The sequence below is a fragment of the Streptomyces sp. NPDC001858 genome (assembly GCF_053594615.1).
This window is the reverse complement of record NZ_JBSFEV010000010.1, coordinates 45943-65798: the sequence shown is the minus strand read 5'-3', so window position 1 is coordinate 65798 and position 19856 is coordinate 45943. Positions and strand designations below refer to the sequence as shown.

The 19856-nt window shown below is 69.0% G+C and carries 18 protein-coding genes, 1 pseudogene and 1 riboswitch; of the genes and pseudogenes, 14 read left to right on the top strand and 5 right to left on the bottom strand.

The features are described 5' to 3' along the window. Positions 1-97: 97 nt before the first annotated feature. A complete protein-coding gene (locus ACWCPF_RS16880) occupies positions 98-307 on the bottom strand; it encodes a hypothetical protein (RefSeq protein WP_451045783.1) in 210 nt (69 codons plus the stop codon). Positions 308-437: 130 nt separating this feature from the next. Between ACWCPF_RS16880 and ACWCPF_RS16875 the strand changes: the two genes are divergently transcribed. Beyond that, on the top strand, positions 438-1412 hold the full coding sequence (locus ACWCPF_RS16875; RefSeq protein WP_451045782.1) for a carbohydrate kinase family protein: 975 nt from the start codon (positions 438-440) through the stop codon (positions 1410-1412). 45 nt (positions 1413-1457) lie between these two features. Here ACWCPF_RS16875 and ACWCPF_RS16870 read toward each other — a convergent pair whose 3' ends face one another. Then, a complete protein-coding gene (locus tag ACWCPF_RS16870) occupies positions 1458-2834 on the bottom strand; it encodes an aminotransferase class V-fold PLP-dependent enzyme (RefSeq protein WP_451045781.1) in 1377 nt (458 codons plus the stop codon). Positions 2835-3131: 297 nt separating this feature from the next. On the opposite strand from ACWCPF_RS16870, the gene ctaC reads away from it, so the two are divergent. From ctaC to ACWCPF_RS16850, 4 genes are all read left to right on the top strand, one after another. Further along, a complete protein-coding gene (ctaC, locus tag ACWCPF_RS16865; RefSeq protein WP_451045780.1) occupies positions 3132-4091 on the top strand; it encodes an aa3-type cytochrome oxidase subunit II in 960 nt (319 codons plus the stop codon). After that, positions 4088-5824 carry an aa3-type cytochrome oxidase subunit I gene (ctaD, locus tag ACWCPF_RS16860; RefSeq protein WP_358807180.1) on the top strand — a complete coding sequence of 579 codons (1737 nt, stop codon included), beginning with the start codon at positions 4088-4090 and terminating at the stop codon, positions 5822-5824. Before ctaC ends, ctaD begins: the two co-directional genes overlap by 4 nt. Further along, on the top strand, positions 5821-6219 hold the full coding sequence (locus ACWCPF_RS16855; RefSeq protein WP_451045779.1) for a cytochrome c oxidase subunit 4: 399 nt from the start codon (positions 5821-5823) through the stop codon (positions 6217-6219). The genes ctaD and ACWCPF_RS16855 overlap by 4 nt, the downstream gene beginning before the upstream one ends. Positions 6220-6350: 131 nt before the next feature. Then, positions 6351-7604, top strand: coding sequence for an Ig-like domain-containing protein (locus tag ACWCPF_RS16850; RefSeq protein WP_451045778.1), 1254 nt, complete (start codon positions 6351-6353; stop codon positions 7602-7604). Positions 7605-7672: 68 nt separating this feature from the next. On the opposite strand, the gene ACWCPF_RS16845 is transcribed toward ACWCPF_RS16850, so the two are convergent. Beyond that, the gene (locus tag ACWCPF_RS16845) at positions 7673-8077 is read right to left on the bottom strand and encodes a hypothetical protein (protein WP_451045777.1); all 405 of its coding nucleotides are present in this window, start codon (positions 8075-8077) and stop codon (positions 7673-7675) included. A gap of 178 nt (positions 8078-8255) precedes the next feature. On the opposite strand from ACWCPF_RS16845, the gene ctaE reads away from it, so the two are divergent. The 6 genes from ctaE (at position 8256) to ACWCPF_RS16815 (ending at position 15340) form a co-directional block, all read left to right on the top strand. Beyond that, on the top strand, positions 8256-8876 hold the full coding sequence (ctaE, locus tag ACWCPF_RS16840; RefSeq protein ID WP_451045776.1) for an aa3-type cytochrome oxidase subunit III: 621 nt from the start codon (positions 8256-8258) through the stop codon (positions 8874-8876). 64 nt (positions 8877-8940) lie between these two features. After that, a complete protein-coding gene (gene qcrC, locus ACWCPF_RS16835; RefSeq protein WP_451045775.1) occupies positions 8941-9753 on the top strand; it encodes a cytochrome bc1 complex diheme cytochrome c subunit in 813 nt (270 codons plus the stop codon). Continuing rightward, complete coding sequence (gene qcrA / locus ACWCPF_RS16830) at positions 9750-10808, top strand: cytochrome bc1 complex Rieske iron-sulfur subunit (protein WP_451045774.1); 1059 nt, start codon at positions 9750-9752, stop codon at positions 10806-10808. Before qcrC ends, qcrA begins: the two co-directional genes overlap by 4 nt. Then, positions 10805-12442 (top strand): cytochrome bc1 complex cytochrome b subunit, encoded by a 1638-nt coding sequence (gene qcrB / locus ACWCPF_RS16825; protein ID WP_451045773.1) that lies wholly within the window; start codon positions 10805-10807, stop codon positions 12440-12442. The genes qcrA and qcrB overlap by 4 nt, the downstream gene beginning before the upstream one ends. Before the next feature lie 118 nt (positions 12443-12560). Further along, on the top strand, positions 12561-13625 hold the full coding sequence (gene trpD, locus ACWCPF_RS16820; RefSeq protein ID WP_451045772.1) for an anthranilate phosphoribosyltransferase: 1065 nt from the start codon (positions 12561-12563) through the stop codon (positions 13623-13625). 87 nt (positions 13626-13712) lie between these two features. Further along, positions 13713-13829, top strand: a riboswitch (SAM riboswitch). A 143-nt stretch (positions 13830-13972) separates the two neighbouring features. Beyond that, on the top strand, positions 13973-15340 hold the full coding sequence (locus ACWCPF_RS16815) for an aminotransferase class V-fold PLP-dependent enzyme (protein WP_451045771.1): 1368 nt from the start codon (positions 13973-13975) through the stop codon (positions 15338-15340). A gap of 131 nt (positions 15341-15471) precedes the next feature. On the opposite strand, the gene ACWCPF_RS16810 is transcribed toward ACWCPF_RS16815, so the two are convergent. Both ACWCPF_RS16810 and ACWCPF_RS16805 read right to left on the bottom strand, forming a co-directional pair. Next, entirely contained in the window at positions 15472-15750 is a 279-nt protein-coding gene (locus ACWCPF_RS16810; RefSeq protein ID WP_351912423.1) for an Lrp/AsnC family transcriptional regulator, read from the bottom strand. A 168-nt stretch (positions 15751-15918) separates the two neighbouring features. Then, a pseudogene (locus ACWCPF_RS16805) lies at positions 15919-16647 on the bottom strand (rhomboid family intramembrane serine protease); the annotation flags it as partial. 183 nt (positions 16648-16830) lie between these two features. Here ACWCPF_RS16805 and ACWCPF_RS16800 point away from each other — a divergent pair. The 3 genes from ACWCPF_RS16800 (at position 16831) to ACWCPF_RS16790 (ending at position 19697) form a co-directional block, all read left to right on the top strand. Then, positions 16831-17070 (top strand): hypothetical protein, encoded by a 240-nt coding sequence (locus ACWCPF_RS16800; RefSeq protein ID WP_451045770.1) that lies wholly within the window; start codon positions 16831-16833, stop codon positions 17068-17070. A gap of 36 nt (positions 17071-17106) precedes the next feature. Next, on the top strand, positions 17107-18450 hold the full coding sequence (locus tag ACWCPF_RS16795) for an NYN domain-containing protein (RefSeq protein ID WP_451045769.1): 1344 nt from the start codon (positions 17107-17109) through the stop codon (positions 18448-18450). A 212-nt stretch (positions 18451-18662) separates the two neighbouring features. Continuing rightward, the gene (locus tag ACWCPF_RS16790; RefSeq protein ID WP_451045768.1) at positions 18663-19697 is read left to right on the top strand and encodes an NlpC/P60 family protein; all 1035 of its coding nucleotides are present in this window, start codon (positions 18663-18665) and stop codon (positions 19695-19697) included. Positions 19698-19856 lie beyond the last annotated feature (159 nt).

The following is a 19856-nucleotide window of genomic DNA, read 5'->3' as shown; positions in this document are numbered from 1 at the left end:
GTACCCCACATCCCCTTTACGAGGGACGCCGATGGGACGCGGCGGGGGAGCGCACGGTTCCCTTCCGAGCGCCGTACCGAAGAAAACCCTGAAAACCCTAGTTGCCGTACTCCGACATCGCCTCCAGCAGCCGGGCGGACTTCGCCGGTACGGTCACGCCATGGATGAGTGACGGGGAGACCGGACGGGAAGCGATCTTCTCCGGGACCGCCCAGTACGGAGCCATCCGGGCGCAGTCACCGCGCAGCGACGCCAGGTCGCCGTCGAGATCGGCCGGAACGGGGGCGTGGACCTTGAGGTTCGTCATAACCGAACCGTAGGCACGCTGGAGCCCGCGAAGAAAGATCTACTATCGGGTAGTTTCAGCTGCTTCAACGCCCCGGGGCGACCCGGTAGCGTGAACTGTCAATCCCGCTCCCCACAGGAGAGTCCACGCCGTGCGCATCGCAGTCTCCGGCTCCATCGCAACCGACCACCTCATGACGTTCCCCGGCCGCTTCGCCGATCAGCTCGTCGCGGACCAGCTGCACACGGTCTCGCTCTCCTTCCTGGTCGACAACCTGGACGTGCGCCGAGGCGGCGTGGGCGCGAACATCGCCTTCGGGATGGGCCAGCTCGGGACCCGCCCGATCCTGGTCGGCGCCGCGGGCGCGGACTTCGACGAGTACCGGGCCTGGCTGGACCGGCACGGCGTCGACACCGAATCGGTCCGGATCTCCGAGACGCTGCACACGGCCCGCTTCGTGTGCACGACCGACGCCGACCACAACCAGATCGGCTCGTTCTACACCGGCGCGATGAGCGAGGCCCGCCTCATCGAGCTGAAGACCGTCGCCGACCGGGTGGGCGGCCTCGACCTGGTCCTGATCGGCGCCGACGACCCGGAGGCGATGCTCCGGCACACCGAGGAGTGCCGCTCCCGCTCGATCCCCTTCGCGGCCGACTTCTCCCAGCAGATCGCCCGGATGAGCGGCGACGAGATCGGGACGCTGCTGGACGGCGCCACGTACCTGTTCTCCAACGAGTACGAGAAGGGCCTGATCGAGTCCAAGACGGGCTGGTCGGACAAGGAGATCCTCGCCAAGGTCGGCCACCGCGTCACCACCCTCGGCTCGCGCGGCGTCCGCATCGAGAGCGCCGGCGAGGACCCGATCGAGGTCGGCTGCCCGGAGGAGGAGCGCAAGCTCGAGCCCACCGGCGTCGGCGACGCCTTCCGGGCCGGCTTCCTCTCCGGCCTGGCCTGGGGCGTCTCCCACGAGCGCGCCGCCCAGATCGGCTGCATGCTCGCCACCCTCGTCATCGAGACGGTCGGCACCCAGGAGTACCAGCTGCGCCGCCTCCACTTCATGGACCGCTTCACCAAGGCCTACGGCGAAGAGGCCGCCACCGAGGTCCGCGGTCACCTCGCCTGAGGCCCTGGGCCCTGAGGTCCTGGGCCCTGAGGCCCTGAGGCCTGTCTAGGACACCCGGCGGACCACGTAGACCGCACCGCGGTCCGCCGGCTCCTCGCCGACGTACTCCTGACCTCGCATCTCGCACCAGGCGGGGATGTCGAGCCGGGCCGCCTCGTCGTCGGACAGCACCCGCACGAGGCCCCCGACCGGGACGTCCCCGAAGACCTTCGCCAGCTCGATGACGGGGATCGGGCACCGCTTGCCGAGCGCGTCCACGACGAGCACGTCACCGCGGGTCTCGGTGGCCGGCGCGGGCGCCCCGAGCTTCTCCCGCACCCCGGCCACAGCCCCCGGCAGCACGGCGAGGAACCGTTCCACGTCCGCCTCGGCCGCGCCCGCCGGCAGCGAGACCCGCACGTTCCCCTCGCTGAGCACGCCCATCGCCTTCAGCACATGGCTGGGCGTCAGCGTGCTGCTCGTGCAGGACGAACCGGACGACACGGAGAAGCCCGCCCGGTCCAACTCGTGCAGCAGCGCCTCCCCGTCGACGTAGAGGCAGGAGAAGGTGACGATCCCGGGCAGCCGGCGCTCCGGATCCCCGACCACCTCCACATCCGGCACGACCGCCGCCACCCGGGCCCGGATCCGCGCCGTCAGCTCCCGCAGCCGTACCGCCTCGGCCGCGGCCTCCGCCCGCACCGCCCGCAGCGAGGCCGCCGCCGCCACCACGGCCGGAATGTTCTCGAACCCGGCGGCCCGCCCCGACTCCCGCTCGTCCACGGGGCCTTGGACGGCGAAGCGCACCCCCTTGCGCACCACGAGCAGCCCCACCCCCGGCGGCCCGCCCCATTTGTGCGCGCTACCGGTCAGTACGGACCAGGGCCCCTCCACCGCCTCCCAGCCGAGCGACTGAGCGGCGTCCACCAGCAACGGCACCCCCGCCGCCCGGCAGACCTCGGCCACCTCGGCCACCGGCTGCCGGGTCCCCACCTCGTGGTTGGCCGACTGCAGACAGGCCAGCGCGGTGTCGGACCGCAGGGCGTCGGCGTACGACCGGACGGCCACCGCACCCGTCCGCGCCACCGGCACCCGGGTCACCTGACCGCCGTCCGCCTCGAACGTCTCGGCCGAATGGAGTACCGAGGAGTGTTCGACGGCTGACACGATCAGGTGACGTCCGGCGCGCCGCCGCCCGGCGAGTGCCCCCGCCGTACCGGCGTGCACGGCCCGCGTCCCGGACGAGGTGAACACGATCTCGTCGGCCCGGCACCCGACGGCCTCGGCCGTCGCCTCGCGGGCCGCGTCGAGCAGCATCCGCGCCCGCCGCCCCTCCCGGTACAACCGGGCGGGGTCGGCCCAGCCTTCGTCGAGCGAGGCCGACAGCGCCTGCCGGGCAACGGGATGAAGGGGAGCGGCGGAAGCGGCATCAAAGTAGGACACAGGGCAACGTTAGAACGCCGGTGAGCTTCATCGGGGGCGCGGGGAACTGCACGATCAGCCACAACAGGCCTGCACACGCCACACAACCGAACGTTTCGAGCTATTCGGCGCCCCCGACCAACCGTCAGAAGTAGCCCCCGGCGCGTTGGGGACCCTCCCCGCGCGACCCCAAATCGCGTCCAGTAGGGTTTGGTCCGCATAAACATCCAAACCCCTGCCCGACGCAGGGCGGCGACCGACCAGCGAGAAGTCAGGCCGCAGCCGACCGCGCGGGCGAGACTCTCGGGAAGGCGCTACGTGAGTCCCAACGGCTCCGACCGCTCGCCGCGGCGCCCGATGCGGCGGAAGCTGCTGCAGGCAATGACCGCGGGCCTGGTCCTGGCGACCGCCACCGGTTGCACATACAAGGACTTCCCCCGCCTTGGTATGCCCACCCCGGTCACGGAAGAGGCTCCGCGGATCCTCTCCCTGTGGCAGGGCTCCTGGGCAGCCGCGCTGGCCACCGGCGTGCTGGTGTGGGGCCTGATCCTGTGGAGTGCTTTCTTCCACCGGCGCAGCCGCACAAAGGTCGAAGTTCCTCCGCAGACCCGGTACAACATGCCCATCGAGGCGCTGTACACGGTGGTTCCGATCATCATCGTCTCGGTTCTGTTCTACTTCACCGCTCGCGACGAGTCGAAGCTGCTCAGCCTCGACAAGAAGCCCGACGTCACGATCAACGTCGTCGGCTTCCAGTGGAGCTGGTGCTTCAACTACATCGAGAACGTCGAAGGTTCCGAGGGGAACGCGAAGACCGACGAGAACCTGGCCGCGATCCCGGACCGGTTCAAGAAGGAATTCCCGGACAACGCCGGCGGCGTGTACGCCTGCGGCACCCCCGGTGAGCGGAACCCGCAGACCAACAACCCGGGCCCGACCCTGGTGCTCCCCGAGGGCAAGACGGTTCGTTTCGTCCTGACCTCGCGTGACGTCATCCACTCCTTCTGGGTGGTGCCGTTCCTCATGAAGCAGGACGTCATCCCGGGCCACACCAACTCCTTCCAGGTGACTCCCAACAAGGAGGGCACCTTCCTGGGCAAGTGCGCCGAACTCTGCGGCGTCGACCACTCCCGGATGCTGTTCAACGTGAAGGTCGTCTCTCAGGAGCGCTACGAGCAGCACCTCAAGGACCTCGTAGAGAAGGGGCAGACCGGTTACGTTCCCGCGGGCATCGAGCAGACGAGCCACGAGAAGAACCGGGAGACGAACAACCTGTGAGCATCCTCAACGAACCCCAGGGTGCCTCCGCAGCTGAGGACTCGTACGAGAACGAGCTGCCGGTCAGGCGCAAACAGCCCGGCAACGTCGTGGTGAAGTGGCTGACGACCACCGACCACAAGACCATCGGTACGTTGTACCTGGTCACGTCGTTCGCGTTTTTCTGCATCGGTGGCGTCATGGCGCTCTTCATGCGCGCCGAGCTGGCCCGTCCGGGTCTGCAGATCATGTCGAACGAGCAGTTCAACCAGGCGTTCACGATGCACGGCACGATCATGCTGCTGATGTTCGCGACGCCGCTGTTCGCCGGCTTCACGAACTGGATCATGCCGCTCCAGATCGGCGCGCCGGACGTCGCCTTCCCGCGACTGAACATGTTCGCCTACTGGCTGTACCTGTTCGGCTCGCTCATCGCGGTCGGTGGCTTCCTCACCCCGCAGGGCGCGGCCGACTTCGGCTGGTTCGCCTACAGCCCGCTCTCGGACGCCGTCCGCTCCCCGGGCATCGGCGCCGACCTGTGGATCATGGGCCTGGCCTTCTCCGGCTTCGGCACCATCCTCGGCTCGGTCAACTTCATCACCACCATCATCTGCATGCGCGCCCCGGGCATGACGATGTTCCGCATGCCGATCTTCGTCTGGAACGTCCTGCTGACCGGTGTCCTGGTCCTGCTGGCCTTCCCGGTCCTCGCGGCCGCGCTGTTCGCCCTGGAGGCGGACCGCAAGTTCGGCGCCCATATCTTCGACGCGGCCAACGGCGGCGCGTTGCTATGGCAACACCTCTTCTGGTTCTTCGGCCATCCAGAGGTGTACATCATCGCCCTACCGTTCTTCGGCATCATCTCCGAAGTGATCCCGGTGTTCTCCCGAAAGCCGATGTTCGGCTACATGGGCCTGATCGCCGCGACCATCTCCATCGCCGGTCTCTCCGTGACGGTGTGGGCGCACCACATGTACGTCACCGGCGGCGTCCTCCTACCGTTCTTCTCCTTCATGACGTTCCTGATCGCCGTGCCAACAGGCGTGAAGTTCTTCAACTGGATCGGAACGATGTGGAAGGGCTCACTGTCCTTCGAGACACCGATGCTGTGGGCGACGGGCTTCCTCATCACCTTCACCTTCGGCGGTCTGACCGGCGTCATCCTGGCCTCGCCGCCGATGGACTTCCACGTGTCCGACTCGTACTTCGTGGTGGCGCACTTCCACTACGTCGTCTTCGGCACCGTCGTCTTCGCGATGTTCTCCGGCTTCCACTTCTGGTGGCCGAAGTTCACCGGCAAGATGCTGGACGAACGCCTCGGCAAGATCACCTTCTGGACGCTGTTCATCGGCTTCCACGGCACCTTCCTGGTCCAGCACTGGCTCGGAGCCGAGGGCATGCCGCGTCGCTACGCCGACTATCTGGCGCAGGACGGCTTCACCGCCCTGAACACGATCTCGACGATCAGCTCGTTCGTCCTCGGCCTCTCCGTCCTGCCGTTCTTCTACAACGTGTGGAAGACCGCCAAGTACGGCAAGCCGGTCGGCGTCGACGACCCGTGGGGCTACGGCCGCTCGCTCGAGTGGGCGACCTCCTGCCCGCCGCCGCGCCACAACTTCCTCACCCTGCCGCGGATCCGCAGTGAATCCCCGGCGTTCGACCTGCACCACCCGGAGATCGCCGCGCTCGAGCAGCTGGAACACAGCGGTCACGGCGCGAGTGCCATCGCAGGCGGCAAGGAGGCCGGCAAGTGAAGGTCCAAGGATGGATGTTCACGTGGCTGAGCGTGTTCATCCTCATCATGGCGATCGTCTATGGCGTGTGGTCGAAGGAGCCGGCCGGTACCACGGCCCTCTTCCTGGCCTTCGGCCTGGCCATCATGATCGGCTTCTACCTGGGCTTCACGGCCAAGCGGGTCGACGTGGGCGCGCAGGACAACAAGGAAGCGGACGTCGCGGACGACGCCGGCGAGCTGGGCTTCTTCAGCCCGCACAGCTGGCAGCCGCTGGCGCTCGGCTTCGGCGGCGCGCTGGCCTTCCTGGGCGTGGCGATCGGCTGGTGGGTGCTGTACTTCTCCCTCCCGGTGATCATGATCGGCCTGTTCGGCTGGGTCTTCGAGTACTACCACGGTGAGAACCGCACCCAGTAGCACGCGCTGAACGCGGCGAGAGCCCGGACACTCCGTCAGGAGGGTCCGGGCTCACGCTTTTGCCGTAGCCGCGCTGCTCCGTCCGTGTCACTCAGCGCGCCGCCGCCGACCCGGCTCCCTAGCGTGAAGTCATGAGCCACCAACCACGCCCCCGCACCGTCGTCGGCTGCACCCTGCTGGTGATCGCCCTGGGCGCGGTCGCGAGCGCCTGCGGCTCGGACGGCAACCCACTGTCCGCGCGCCCCTACGACGCGACGGACCAGATCTCCTTCAACGGCGCCGCGGAAGACGGGAAGAAGACCGACCCGGACAAGCCCCTGGAGGTCACGGCGCAGGACGACGACCGGATCACGGACGTCACCGCCGTGGACGGCACAGGCCGCTATGTGCCGGGCGAACTCTCCGCCGACGGCAGCCGCTGGCACAGCACCGAGCCGCTGGCCGCAGGCGCCCACTACACGGTCCGCGTGAGCACCGAGGACGACGACGGCGCACCCGGCCGCCGGGTCCTCACCTTCGACACCGGCAAGCCCACCAGCAAGAAGCGGCTGGCGGTCACGTTCGGCCCCGACGCCGGCGAGTACGGCGTCGGCCAGCCCGTCACCGCCAAGCTGGACCAGCCCGTCAAGGACCCCGCCCAGCGGGCCGTCGTCGAACGCGCCCTCAAGGTCGACTCCACGCCCTCCGTGCAGGGCGGCTGGCACTGGGTGGACGACAAGGAGCTCCACTACCGGCCCAAGGACTACTGGCCCGCCCACGCGACCGTCCGCGTCCACAGCAACCTGGACGGCATCAAGATCGGCGACCGGCTGTGGGGCGGCCCCGCGAAGGACCTCAAGCTCACCATCGGCGACCGGGTCGTCGCCGTGACGGACGCGTCGTCGCACTCCATGACGGTCTTCAAGAACGACGAGCAGATCAACCAGATCCCCGTCACCACCGGAAAGCCCGGCTTCGAGACCCGCAACGGCGTCAAGGTCGTCCTGGGCAAGGAGTACTTCGTACGGATGCGCGGCACCACCGTCGGCATCGCGGAGGGCTCCTCCGAGTCGTACGACCTGCCCGTCTACTACGCCACCCGGGTGACCTGGAGCGGCGAGTACGTGCACGCCGCGCCCTGGTCCGTGGGCTCCCAGGGCTACGCCAACGTCAGCCACGGCTGCACCGGGATGAGCACGTCCAACGCCGAGTGGTTCTTCGACAACGTCCGCGCGGGCGACGTCGTCCAGGTCGTCAACAGCTACGGCGACACGATGGAGACCTTCGGCAACGGCTTCGGCGACTGGAACCTGGACTGGCCGAAGTGGACCGAGGGCAGCGCCCTGACCGGCGGCAAGCAGGACACCCAGCGGGCGACGTCAAGACTGCAGCCCACAGCGGTGTGAGCGCCTCTCGGGGGCGCGACCGGCCACGACGGACCCGCGGTCGCAGGACGGCCCGCGCCCCCGGAGGGTCACGCGCTGTGCTGAAGGTTCTTCCGCCGCAGCAGGGAAGCCAGCGCCGAGGCGAACTCGACCGGGTCCACCGGCAGCGTCACCGCCGCCTCCGCCCGGCTCCAGGTGGCCAGCCAGGCATCCTGCGGCCGCCCGATCAGCAACAGCACCGGCGGGCACTGGAAGACCTCGTCCTTGACCTGCCGGCACAGCCCCATGCCGCCCATCGGCACGGCCTCGCCGTCGAAGACGCAGACGTCGATCCCGCCCTTGTCCAACTCCGTGAGCACCGCCGCCGGCGTCGCGCACTCGAGGAACTCCACGAGCGGCGCGTCGGGGGCGGGCCGGCGGCCGGTGGCCAACCGCACCTGCTCGCGGGTGTTGGAGTCGTCGCTGTAGACCAGCACCGTGGCGGTCGCCTGCATGCTTCCTCCGTGACATCAGCGTCGTACGGACAGAACCGATGCGGCGGATGCTACTCCCTTGAACACCCCGTCAACACCGGTTGGAACGCCACTTCGATGGGCCATACGGGCAGTACACACGGTGTGAACACTCCGAACGGCACCCCCGGGAGTGAGGGCTGGATAAGGGACCGACATAATGTCGGTCGTGGCGACAGCAACGACAGTAGAAACCGGGCACGCGCACCCGTCGGTCAATCGGCCGAACCTCACCAGCGTCGGAACCATCATCTGGCTGAGCTCCGAGCTGATGTTCTTCGCGGCCCTCTTCGCGATGTACTTCACCCTGCGATCGGTGACCGGGCCGGATCACTGGAAGGAAATGGCCGAGAGCCTGAACTTCCCGTTCTCGGCCACGAACACCACGATCCTGGTGCTCTCCTCCCTCACCTGCCAGCTCGGCGTCTTCGCCGCCGAGCGCGGGGACGTGAAGAAGCTCAGGATGTGGTTCATCGTCACCTTCATCATGGGTGCGATCTTCATCGGAGGTCAGGTCTTCGAGTACACGGAGCTGGTGAAGAAGGACGGGCTCTCGCTCTCCTCCGACCCGTACGGCTCGGTGTTCTACCTGACCACCGGCTTCCACGGCATGCACGTGACGGGCGGCCTCATCGCCTTCCTGTTCGTCCTCGGCCGCACCTACGCGGCCAAGAGGTTCACCCACGAGCAGGCGACCGCGGCCATCGTCGTGTCCTACTACTGGCACTTCGTCGATGTCGTCTGGATCGGCCTCTTCGCCACGATCTACATGATCAAGTAGCCGGGGCCCGCTCCCGCACATCCGTAACGCATCGACGCAGAAGATCCTGACACCGGGGTAATCCGTGAAAAAGCTCTCCGCACGACGACGCCATCCGCTGGCGGCGCTCGTCGTCCTACTCCTCGCGCTGGCATGCACAGGGGGGCTGTACGCCGTGTTCGCGCCCGCGAGCAAGGCGCAGGCAGACGACACCGCCCAGTCCCTCGCCATCGAAGAGGGCAAGAAGCTCTACGCCGTCGGCTGCGCCAGCTGCCACGGCACCGGAGGTCAGGGCAGCTCCGACGGTCCCAGCCTGGTCGGCGTGGGCGCCGCGGCCGTGGACTTCCAGGTCGGCACCGGCCGTATGCCGGCGGCGACCTCCGAGGGCCCGCAGGTGGTGAAGAAGAAGAACATCTACACGCAGGCCCAGATCGACCAGCTGGCCGCGTACATCTCCTCCCTCGGCGCCGGCCCGGCCGTCCCGACCGAGTCCGAGTACAGCCCGGAAGGCGCGGACATCGCCAAGGGTGGCGACCTGTTCCGCACCAACTGCGCGCAGTGCCACAACTTCACCGGCAAGGGCGGCGCCCTCACCAAGGGCAAGTTCGCTCCGACCCTGGAGGGCGTGGACCCGAAGCACCTCTACGAGGCCATGCAGACCGGCCCGCAGAACATGCCCTCCTTCCCCGACACCACGCTGTCGGAGCAGAACAAGAAGGACATCATCGCGTACCTGCACGCGGTCAACAGCGACGATACGAACAACCCCGGTGGTCTCGAGCTGGGCGGCCTCGGGCCGGTCACCGAGGGCCTCTTCGCCTGGATCTTCGGACTCGGCGCCCTGATCGCGGTCGCCGTCTGGGTCGCCGCTCGGACCGCAAAGGCCAAGAAGTCATGAGCAACCAAGACACTCCAGAAGAGAACCTGCCTGCTGAGCAGGACCACACCCATGGCGCGGTATCCGTCGCGGACGAGAAGAACCCGTTCGCGGACCCCGGTCTGCCGCCCCACGAGCATCGCATCCAGGACATCGACGAGCGGGCCGCCCAGCGGTCCGAGCGTGCGGTCGCCTTCCTGTTCACGCTGTCGATGCTCGCCACGGTCGGCTTCATCGCCGCGTACGTGGCGATCCCCGCCGACAAGTCGATCTTCGTGTTCCCGATCGGCCACCTCAGCGCGCTGAACTTCGCGCTGGGTCTGACGCTGGGCACGGCGCTGTTCACCATCGGCGCCGGCGCGGTCCACTGGTCCCGCACCCTGATGACGGACGTGGAGGTCGCCGGCGAACGGCACCCGATCGCGGCCGAGCCCGAGCTTCGGGCCAAGGTCCACGCGGACTTCAAGCAGGGCGCCAAGGAATCGGCGATGGGTCGGCGCAAGCTGATCCGCAACACGATGTTCGGCGCGCTCACCCTGGTGCCGCTCTCCGGCGTCGTGCTGCTGCGCGACCTCGGTCCGCTGCCCGAGGACAAGCTGCGGCACACGCTGTGGGCCAAGGGCAAGCTGCTCGTCAACATGAACACCAACGAGCCGCTGCGTCCCGCGGACGTCGTCGTCGGTTCGCTCACCTTCGTCAAGCCCGAGGGCTTGGAGGAGCACGACGAGGACTTCCAGAACGAGATCGCCAAGGCGGCCGTGATGATCGTCCGGCTGCAGCCGGACAACATCAAGGACAAGCAGGAACTCGACTGGTCCTACCAGGGCATCGTGGCGTACTCGAAGATCTGCACCCACGTCGGTTGCCCGATCTCGCTGTACGAGCAGCAGACGCACCACGTGCTGTGCCCCTGCCACCAGTCCACCTTCGACCTCTCCGACGGTGCCCGAGTGATCTTCGGTCCCGCCGGTCACGCCCTGCCGCAGCTGCGGATCGGCGTGAACGACGAGGGCTACCTCGAGGCGCTCGGCGACTTCGATGAGCCCGTCGGTCCTGCATTTTGGGAGCGCGGATGAGCACCACTGAGCAGACAGAGTCCCGCGAACGCGGGAAGGCACCGGCCGGCGAGCGCATGGCCGACTGGGCCGACGGCCGCCTGGGGGTCTACTCCCTGGCCAAGAAGAACATGCGCAAGATCTTCCCCGACCACTGGTCGTTCATGTTGGGCGAGGTCTGCCTCTACAGCTTCATCGTCATCATCCTGACGGGTGTCTATCTGACGCTGTTCTTCCACCCGTCGATGACCGAGGTGGAGTACCACGGCAGCTACGTCCCGCTGCAGGGACAGCTGATGTCCGAGGCGTTCAACTCGACCATGCACATCTCCTTCGATGTGCGCGGTGGTCTGCTGATCCGGCAGATCCACCACTGGGCGGCGCTGATCTTCCTCGCCGGCATGTTCGTGCACATGATGCGCGTGTTCTTCACGGGCGCGTTCCGCAAGCCGCGTGAGATCAGCTGGCTGTTCGGCTTCCTGCTGTTCGTCCTGGGCATGTTCACCGGTTTCACCGGTTACTCGCTCCCGGACGACCTGCTCTCCGGCACCGGTGTCCGCTTCACCCAGGGCGCGATCCTGTCCATGCCGATCGTCGGCACGTACATCTCGTTCTTCCTGTTCGGCGGCGAGTTCCCGGGCCACGACATCGTGCCGCGGTTCTACTCGATCCACATCCTGCTGCTGCCGGGCATCATGCTCGGCCTCCTGGTGGGCCACCTGATCCTGGTCTGGGTCCAGAAGCACACGCAGTTCGCGGGCGCCGGAAAGAACAACAAGAACGTCGTCGGAATGCCGTTCCTGCCGGTGTACATCGCCAAGGCCGGAGGCTTCTTCTTCCTGGTCTTCGGTGTGATCGCGCTCCTGGCGGCGGTCGCGCAGATCAACCCGATCTGGGCCATGGGCCCCTACCGTCCGGACCAGGTGTCGACCGGCGCCCAGCCCGACTGGTACATGGGCTTCGCCGAGGGTCTGATCCGCTTCATGCCGGGCTGGGAGGTCAACTTCTGGGGTCACACGCTCGTCCTGGGCGTGTTCATCCCGCTGGTGCTCTTCGGCGTGGTCCTCGCGGCACTCGCGCTCTACCCGTTCATCGAGTCCTGGGTCACCGGCGACAAGCGCGAGCACCACATCCTGGACCGCCCGCGCAACGCGCCGACCCGCACCGCGCTGGGCGTCGCCTGGGTCACGATGTACATGATCACGCTGGTCGGCGGTGGCAACGACCTGTGGGCCACCCACTTCCACCTGTCGATCAACGCGATCACCTGGTTCGTCCGGATCTTCTTCTTCGTCGGACCGGTCATCGCGTACATCGCCACCAAGCGGATCTGCCTCGGCCTGCAGCGCCGGGACCGCGAGAAGGTGCTGCACGGTCGCGAGACCGGCACCATCAAGCGCCTGCCGCACGGTGAGTTCGTCGAGATCCACGAGCCGCTCAGCCAGGAGCAGCTGCACACCCTCACCGCGCACGAGCAGTACGAGCCCGCCGCGATCGGCCCCGCGGTCGACGAGAACGGCGTCGAGCGCAAGGTGTCGGGCGCCGAGAAGCTGCGCGCCAAGATCAGCGGCGCGTACTTCGGCGAGGACCAGCAGATCCCGAAGCCCACCGTCGAGGAGTACAAGGAGATCACGAGCGGCCACGGCCACCACTGATCGCTGCGCTCGCCACGCGCGCTGGAAGGGCCCCGTCCGAAGACCGGACGGGGCCCTTTCCCGTGCCCTGAGCTGGATAGGGTGGGGGCACACTTTCTACGACATCTGGAGCGGCCCCATGAGCGCTGTGACCCCCGCTGGAGGCGACACCGCGGCGGGCCGTTCCTGGCCCGAGGTGCTGAACGCCCTGCTGTACGGCCACGACCAGAGCTCCGACGCGACGGCCTGGGCGATGGACCAGATCATGCGCGGCGAGGCGACGGACGCCCAGATCGCCGGGTTCGTGGTCGCGCTGCGGGCCAAGGGCGAGACGGTCGAGGAGATCACCGGCGTGGTGCGGGCGATGTACGAGCACGCCAACACCATCGAGGTGTCCGGCCGCACCGTCGACATCGTCGGCACGGGCGGCGACGGCGCCAAGACGGTCAACATCTCCACGATGTCGGCGCTGGTCGTGGCGGGCACGGGCGCGAAGGTCGTCAAGCACGGCAACCGGGCCGCCTCCTCGGCGTCCGGCTCCTCGGACGTGCTGGGCCAGCTGGGCGTCAACCTCGACCTGACCCCGCAGCGGGTGGCCGAGGTCGCGGAGGAGGCGGGGATCACCTTCTGCTTCGCGGTGAAGTTCCATCCGGCGCTGCGCCATGTGGCCGCCGCGCGCGGTCAGTTGGGCATTCGGACGGTCTTCAACGCCCTCGGCCCGCTGACCAACCCGGCCCGGGTGAAGGCACAGGCGGTCGGTGTCGCGGACCCGCGCATCGCACCGATGATCGCCGGAGTCCTCGCCGAGCGCGGCAACTCCTCCCTGGTCTTCCGGGGCGACGACGGCCTCGACGAGCTGACGACGACGTCCACCTCGCATGTGTGGGTCGTGCGCGACGGCAAGGTCGCCGAGGAGAGCTTCGACCCGCGTGACGTCGGCATCGAGCTGGTGCCGGTGGAGGCGCTGCGGGGCGGTGACCCGGCGTTCAACGCGGAGGTCGCGCGCCGGCTCCTGGACGGGGAGACGGGCCCGGTGCGGGACGCCGTGCTGCTGAACTCGGCGGCGGCCCTCGTGGCGCTGGACCCCGGGTCCGGGACGCTGGCGGAGCAGCTGCGGGCCGGGATGGCGAAGGCGGCGGAGTCGATCGACTCCGGGGCGGCCAAGCGCTCGCTGGAGCGCTGGGTGGCGGCCAGCAACGTGTAGCGCGGTCATCGGGCGTCACCGAGCGTCGTCCCGCGATCCGGACATGGGTTGCGGGGCGACGATCACCTCACGTACGTTCTTGTGTCAGGTCATGAGTGACAGTCATGAGGCCCCGGCCGACTGTCCGGCAACCCTCCGTCCGTGGCGGGGTGCCCCGGGTGAAGACCAGGTCGCGCACAACAAGGTGCACGGCAAGCGCGGATCCCTCACACGCTTCTGAGAGCGTGCGGCCAGGGATCCTGGTCATCGAGGGAGCCTTCTGTGAGCAAGCGAATGCGATAGGGCGCAGAGCCCCGCTTCCGCGTACCCCTTTTCACTTTTCCCTTGCCTCACACGGGAGTTCCGTCATGTCCGTTTCCGTCTCCACCGCTGCCTCCGCCCGGACCGTTTGTGCGCCTCTGCCCGTTCTGGGCCGGGATGTCACCGTCCCGCTCGTCACGGGCGGCGAGGTCGCCTACGCGGCGCTCGACTACGCGGCCAGCGCCCCCGCCCTCCAGCGCGTCTGGGACGACGTGGCGGCCTACGCCCCCTACTACGGCAGCGTCCACCGCGGGGCCGGCTACCTCTCCCAGCTCTCCACCGACCTGTTCGAGAACGCCCGCCGGACCGTCACCGAGTTCCTGGACTGCCGCCCCGACGACCAGCTGATCTTCACCCGCTCCACCACGGACTCCCTCAACCTGCTCGCCGCGGCCCTCCCCGCCGACTGTCAGGTCTTCGTCTTCGAGACCGAGCACCACGCCTCGCTGCTGCCCTGGAAGGACGCCGAGGTCACCTACCTGGATGCCCCGCGCACCCCGCGCCAGGCCGTCGAGACCCTGGAGCGCGCCCTCGCCGGCCGTGACCCCTACGGGCCGGCCCTGGTCTGCGTGACCGGCGCCTCGAACGTCACCGGCGAGCTGTGGCCGGTGCGCGAGCTGGCGGCCGCCGCCCACGCCCACGGCGCCCGCATCGTCCTGGACGCCGCCCAGCTCGCCCCCCACCACCCGGTGTCGGTGCGGGACCTCGACGTCGACTGGGTCGCCTTCTCCGGCCACAAGCTGTACGCGCCCTTCGGCTCCGGCGTCCTGGCCGGCCGCGCCGACTGGCTGGTCGCGGCCGACCCGTACCTCGCGGGCGGCGGCGCCAGCCGCAAGGTCACCCGGCGCGAGGACGGGGGAGTGGACGTGGAGTGGCACGAGAGCGCCGCCCGCCACGAGGCCGGCTCCCCGAACGTGATCGGCGCCTACTCCATCGCGGCGGCCTGCAAGGCGCTGACCGAGGCCGGCTTCGAGACGCTGGTGGCCCGCGAGCAGGCCCTGATCGAGCGGGTGCGGGCCGGCCTGGCCGAGGTGCCGCAGGTCAAGGTGCTGTCCCTGTTCGGCGACGACGCCCCGCGGGTCGGCGTGATCTCCTTCGTCGTCGAGGGCTGGAACAGCTCCCACTTCGCCGCCGCCCTCTCGGCCGAGTACGGCATCGGCGTCCGGGACGGCCTGTTCTGCGCCCACCCGCTGGTCCGCACCCTCCTGGGCGGCGACCTGCACAGCCAGGGCGAGTGCGGCGCCCCCGAGGCGGCCCCCGGCGAGAAGTCCCTCAACGCCATCCGGGTGAGCTTCGGCGCGGGCACCCCCGACGAGCACGTGGAGCGCTTCGTGACCGCCGTACGGGAACTGGTGACCGACGGCGCGCGCTGGCAGTACCGGACCCAGGACGGCCGCTGCGTTCCCGCGGTCTGAGCGCGCCGGGCGAAGTCGGCGGCGCCCTGAAGGGGCGCGGGGAACTGCGCGACCGGCCACGACGGCGCCGCGGCGGAACGACGGCACGACGCGACACTGCCGGCGGGAGCGCTCAGCCCGGTGCCGGGGGCCTACTCCAGGCCGATGGCGAACGCCGCTTCGAGGTCGTGCTGGGAGTAGGTGCGGAACGCGACGTGCGTGTCGGTGCCCTCGACCCCCGGGATCTTGCTGATGCTCCCGGGGATGACCTCCGCCAGGTCCTCGTGCTGCTTCACCCGGACCATGGCGATCAGGTCGTAGGTCCCGGTGACGGAGAAGACCTCGCTCACGGAGTCCAGCGAGGCGATCCGCTCGGCGATCTCGGGGATCCGGTCCACGCTGGTCTTGATGAGGACGATCGCGGTGATCACGGCTGGTTCTCTCCCTCGGGGGCCGTTGCTGGGGCGGGCCTCACTCTAAGCGCTCCGCTGGACGTGCCGCGATCCGCTGCGGCGCCATCGTGGCCGGTCGCGCAGTTCCCCGCGCCCCTTCAGTGCGCTGCCGATCCGCGGGCGACTGCGCCCGACCTGCTCGGTCGCCCGCCCGTCCCCCGCCGCCGCCTTGCCCGGGCCGTCCTTCGGGCCCTCGCGGTGCCTGAAACGGGCCCACGCGTAGACGAGGCCCAGGCCGAAGCCCACCACATGGGCCAGGTAGGCCACCCCGGGCCCCTGGGCGGCCCGGCCCGCCGCCACCCACTGCAGGGCGGCCCAGAAGGGCAGCACGACCCAGGCGGGGAAGCGCAGCGGCAGGAAGAACAGGAACGGCAGGAGGCTGGTCACCCGTGCTCGGGGGAACAGGTACAGAAACGCGCCGAGGATCGCCGAGATCGCCCCGGAGGCGCCGACCAGGGACTGCGGCGACCCGGCGTTGGCGGCGGCGTAGCCCAGCAGGGCCAGGTAGCCGCAGCCCAGGTAGAAGAGCGTGAACTCGACGCGGCCCATCCGCTCCTCGGCCATCGCCCCGAAGACGTAGAGGAAGAGCATGTTGCCCAGCAGGTGCACCCAGCTGCCGTGCACGAAGAGCGCCGTGGCCGGGGTCAGGACGGCCCGTGGAGAGCCCGCGAAGAACTCGGCGGGCACCACGCCCCACCGTCGGAAGTACGCCCGCTGCGCGGCCAGCAGCTCGTCGCCGACGCCGTAGCCCGGATTGAAGCCCGAGGCCGGGCCGATGACGAAGATCAGGCAGCACACGGCGATGAGTGCGTAGGTCACCGGCGCCGAGGGGGTGCGGACCGCCCTGCCGGCCGTCCCGCTCCAGTTGCTGATCATGAATACAGAGCATGACGGAACAGGACGCACCATCCCAGACCGCCTCGCCGCCGGGTGGGCGCGGTGATCGGATGGGCGGCGAGTACGCGCCAGGCCGTAGGGTTACGAGCCATACACGCGGGGGAGCCTCCGGCCCGACCCCGACACGGGAAGTACGAGACCAGAAGGAAGCGGAAAGCCACGATGACGGTTCCCCTGCCGACCGCCACGACGCGGTGGCGCTGCACGCTCTGCGGCAACCTCACGCGGTTCGACGTGACGCGCTCGTCGAAGGTCGTCGAGTACGTGCACCTCGACCTCGCCGGTGAGCCGAACGTCGAGGAGCGCGAGGTGGTCAGTGAGACCATCGAGACGGTGCGGTGCCGCTGGTGCAACGCCGTGGACCAGGTGGAACTCGTGGATCGGCCGGGCGCCGGCTCCTGACAGGAGCGGGCCCCGCACAGTATTGGGGTGTGACGGATGGTGGAGAGCGCAGGCGGGGGGCCGGGCGACGGCGCCGCCGAGATGCTCGACCGTCCGCTGCCGGACGGCGTGCGGCGCAGGGTCGTCACGATCGTGTCCGACGGCTTCGGCGGACTGACCGTCGGCGAACTGCCCGCCCAGTTGCGCCAGTACGCGCGGTTCGCGCCGAACCGGCGGGCCAAGTTCGCCGGCAACGCGATGGCCGCCGCGCTGGAGACCGATCCGCTCTTCCGGCAGCGCATCGCCGAGAAGTTCAGAGAGGCCCAGCCGGAACTCTCCGGCGCCCTCGACTCCGGCTCGCCGACCCCGGCCGCGGACCCGCTGGATGTGGCGGCCGCGGCCTACGTACTGCGGCCCACCGGCTGGGTGAAGCTGGTCACCGCGGCCGGTGAGGAGGCCCAGCGGGCGGACGCCGAGCGCGCCGACGAGGAGAGCCGGGCCGAGCTGGAGCGGCTGCGCGAGGAGCTCGACCGGGCGCGTGAGCAGACCCGCGCGGACACCGAGCGGCTGCGCGTCGAACTGGACGTGGCGAAGAAGGAAGCCGATTCGCTCCACCGCAAGCTGCGTTCGGCCCTCAGCGACATCAAGCGGGGCGAGGCCGCGCTGCGCAAGGTGCAGAGCGAGATCGAGGCCGTCCGGACCGAGGGCCATGCCCAGGTGTCCGCCGCGGAGAGCGAGTCGCGGCGGCTGAAGGCGCGGCTGGGGGAGACGGAGGCCGCCCTGGAGGCCGCCCGGCGCGCGGCGCGCGAGGGGCGCAGCGTCGAGGACATGCGGGTGCGGCTGCTGCTCGACACCGTGCTGGACGCGGCCCAAGGGCTGCGGCGGGAACTGGCGTTGCCGCCGGTGTCGGTGCGCCCCGCGGAGACCGTCGACGCCGTCGAGCCCGGCCGGATGACCCCGAAGGACATCGCCGCGCGTGCCCTGTCCGAGCACGATCCGGCCATTTTGGACCAGCTCCTCGCGCTGCCGCAGGCGCATCTCGTGGTGGACGGCTACAACGTCACCAAGACCGGGTATCCGCAGATGCCCTTGGAGAAGCAGCGGCTGCGGCTGCTGGGGCAGCTCTCGCAGCTCGCCGCGCAGACCGGCGCCGAGGTCACCTGTGTCTTCGACGGGGCCGAACTGGCGGCTCCGGTGCTGCTCGCGCCGCCGCGCGGGGTGCGGGTGCTGTTCTCCAAGCCCGGGGTCACGGCCGACGAGCTGATCCGTCAGCTGGTCCGGGCCGAGCCGCCGGGCCGGCCGGTCATCGTCGCCTCGACCGACCGCGAGGTGGCCGACGGGATCGCGAAGGCGGGCGCCCGACCGGTGGCTTCCGCGGTACTTCTGAAGCGACTGTCCTGAAGGTCGAAGTTGCAGGTTTAATGCCCGAATTGACTGAATGATCACGCGACCTAGCGTCAATCGAGCATTGCTGCGCGTGAGTTGTGTGAAAAAACTGTGGTGCGTGATGGGTTTTTTTCTCCCGAGGATTTGAACTGATCACGGCAGGGTCACTAAGGTCTGGTGTTCGAACCTCCACACGGGTGATCACTCAAAAGAAGGAGCCCGTCTCCGTGGCGTCCCACCGTCGACCGAAGCAGCCCAGTCGTGTGCGCGTGACCGTGCTGACCACCGCAGCCGCCGCTGCCGTCGTGCTCAGCTCCCAGGCGGCCAACGCGGCGCCCAGCGCGAAGCCCACCAAGGACGAGGTCAAGAGCAAGGTCGACAAGCTCTACGAAGAGCAGGAACAGGCCACCGAGAAGCTCAACGGCGCCCAGGAGAAGCAGGAGAAGCTCCAGAAGGAGATCTCCACCATCCAGGACAACGTCGCCCGCGGCCAGGCGGAACTCAACGAGCTCCGCGACTCCATAGGCCTGGCGGCCGCCGCCCAGTACCGCACCGGGTCCATCGACTCCTCCGTGCAGCTGCTCCTCTCCTCGAACCCGGACGACTTCCTGGACAAGGCGTCCACCGCCGACCAGCTCAGCGCCCAGCAGATCGAGGCGCTGAAGAAGATCCAGGAGAAGCAGCGCGAGCTGGCCCAGGAGCGCGCCGAGGCGTCCACCAAGCTCAAGGACCTCGCCTCCACCCGCACCGAGCTGGCCAAGCAGAAGAAGACGGTGCAGGGCAAGCTCGCCGAGGCGCGCAAGCTCCTCAACTCGCTGACCGCCCAGGAGCGGGCGGCCCTCGCCGCCGCTGACGCCCGCGCCAGCCGTGACGCCGGTGAGCGTGTCGACCTCGGCAACGCCCCCGCGGGCTCCGGCCGGGCCATGGCCGCCTTCCAGGCCGCCCAGAGCCAGCTCGGCAAGCCCTACGAGTACGGCGCCACCGGCACCGCCACGTACGACTGCTCGGGCCTGACCTCCTGGGCCTTCGCCCAGGCCGGCGTCTCCATCCCGCGCACCTCGCAGGCCCAGGCCAACGCCGGTACGCGCATCTACTCGCAGAGCGCCCTCAAGGTCGGCGACCTGGTCATCTTCTACGGCGACCAGCACCACGTCGGCTTCTACGCGGGCAACGGGCAGGTGCTGCACGCTCCGCGCACCGGCACCGTCGTGCGTTACGAGTCGATCAACAACATGCCGTTCCAGTTCGGGGTGCGGATCTGAGGTCTGCGATCTGAGGTCTGAGATCTGATCGGGATCGGTTCGGCTTCGGTTCGGGTTCGGGTTCGGCGTCAGCTTCAAGATCAGGACACCATGCCGCCCGAACGGGCGAATTACGACAACGAGAAGTGACCCCACGCCCCGCCGGTGACCTGCGTCAGC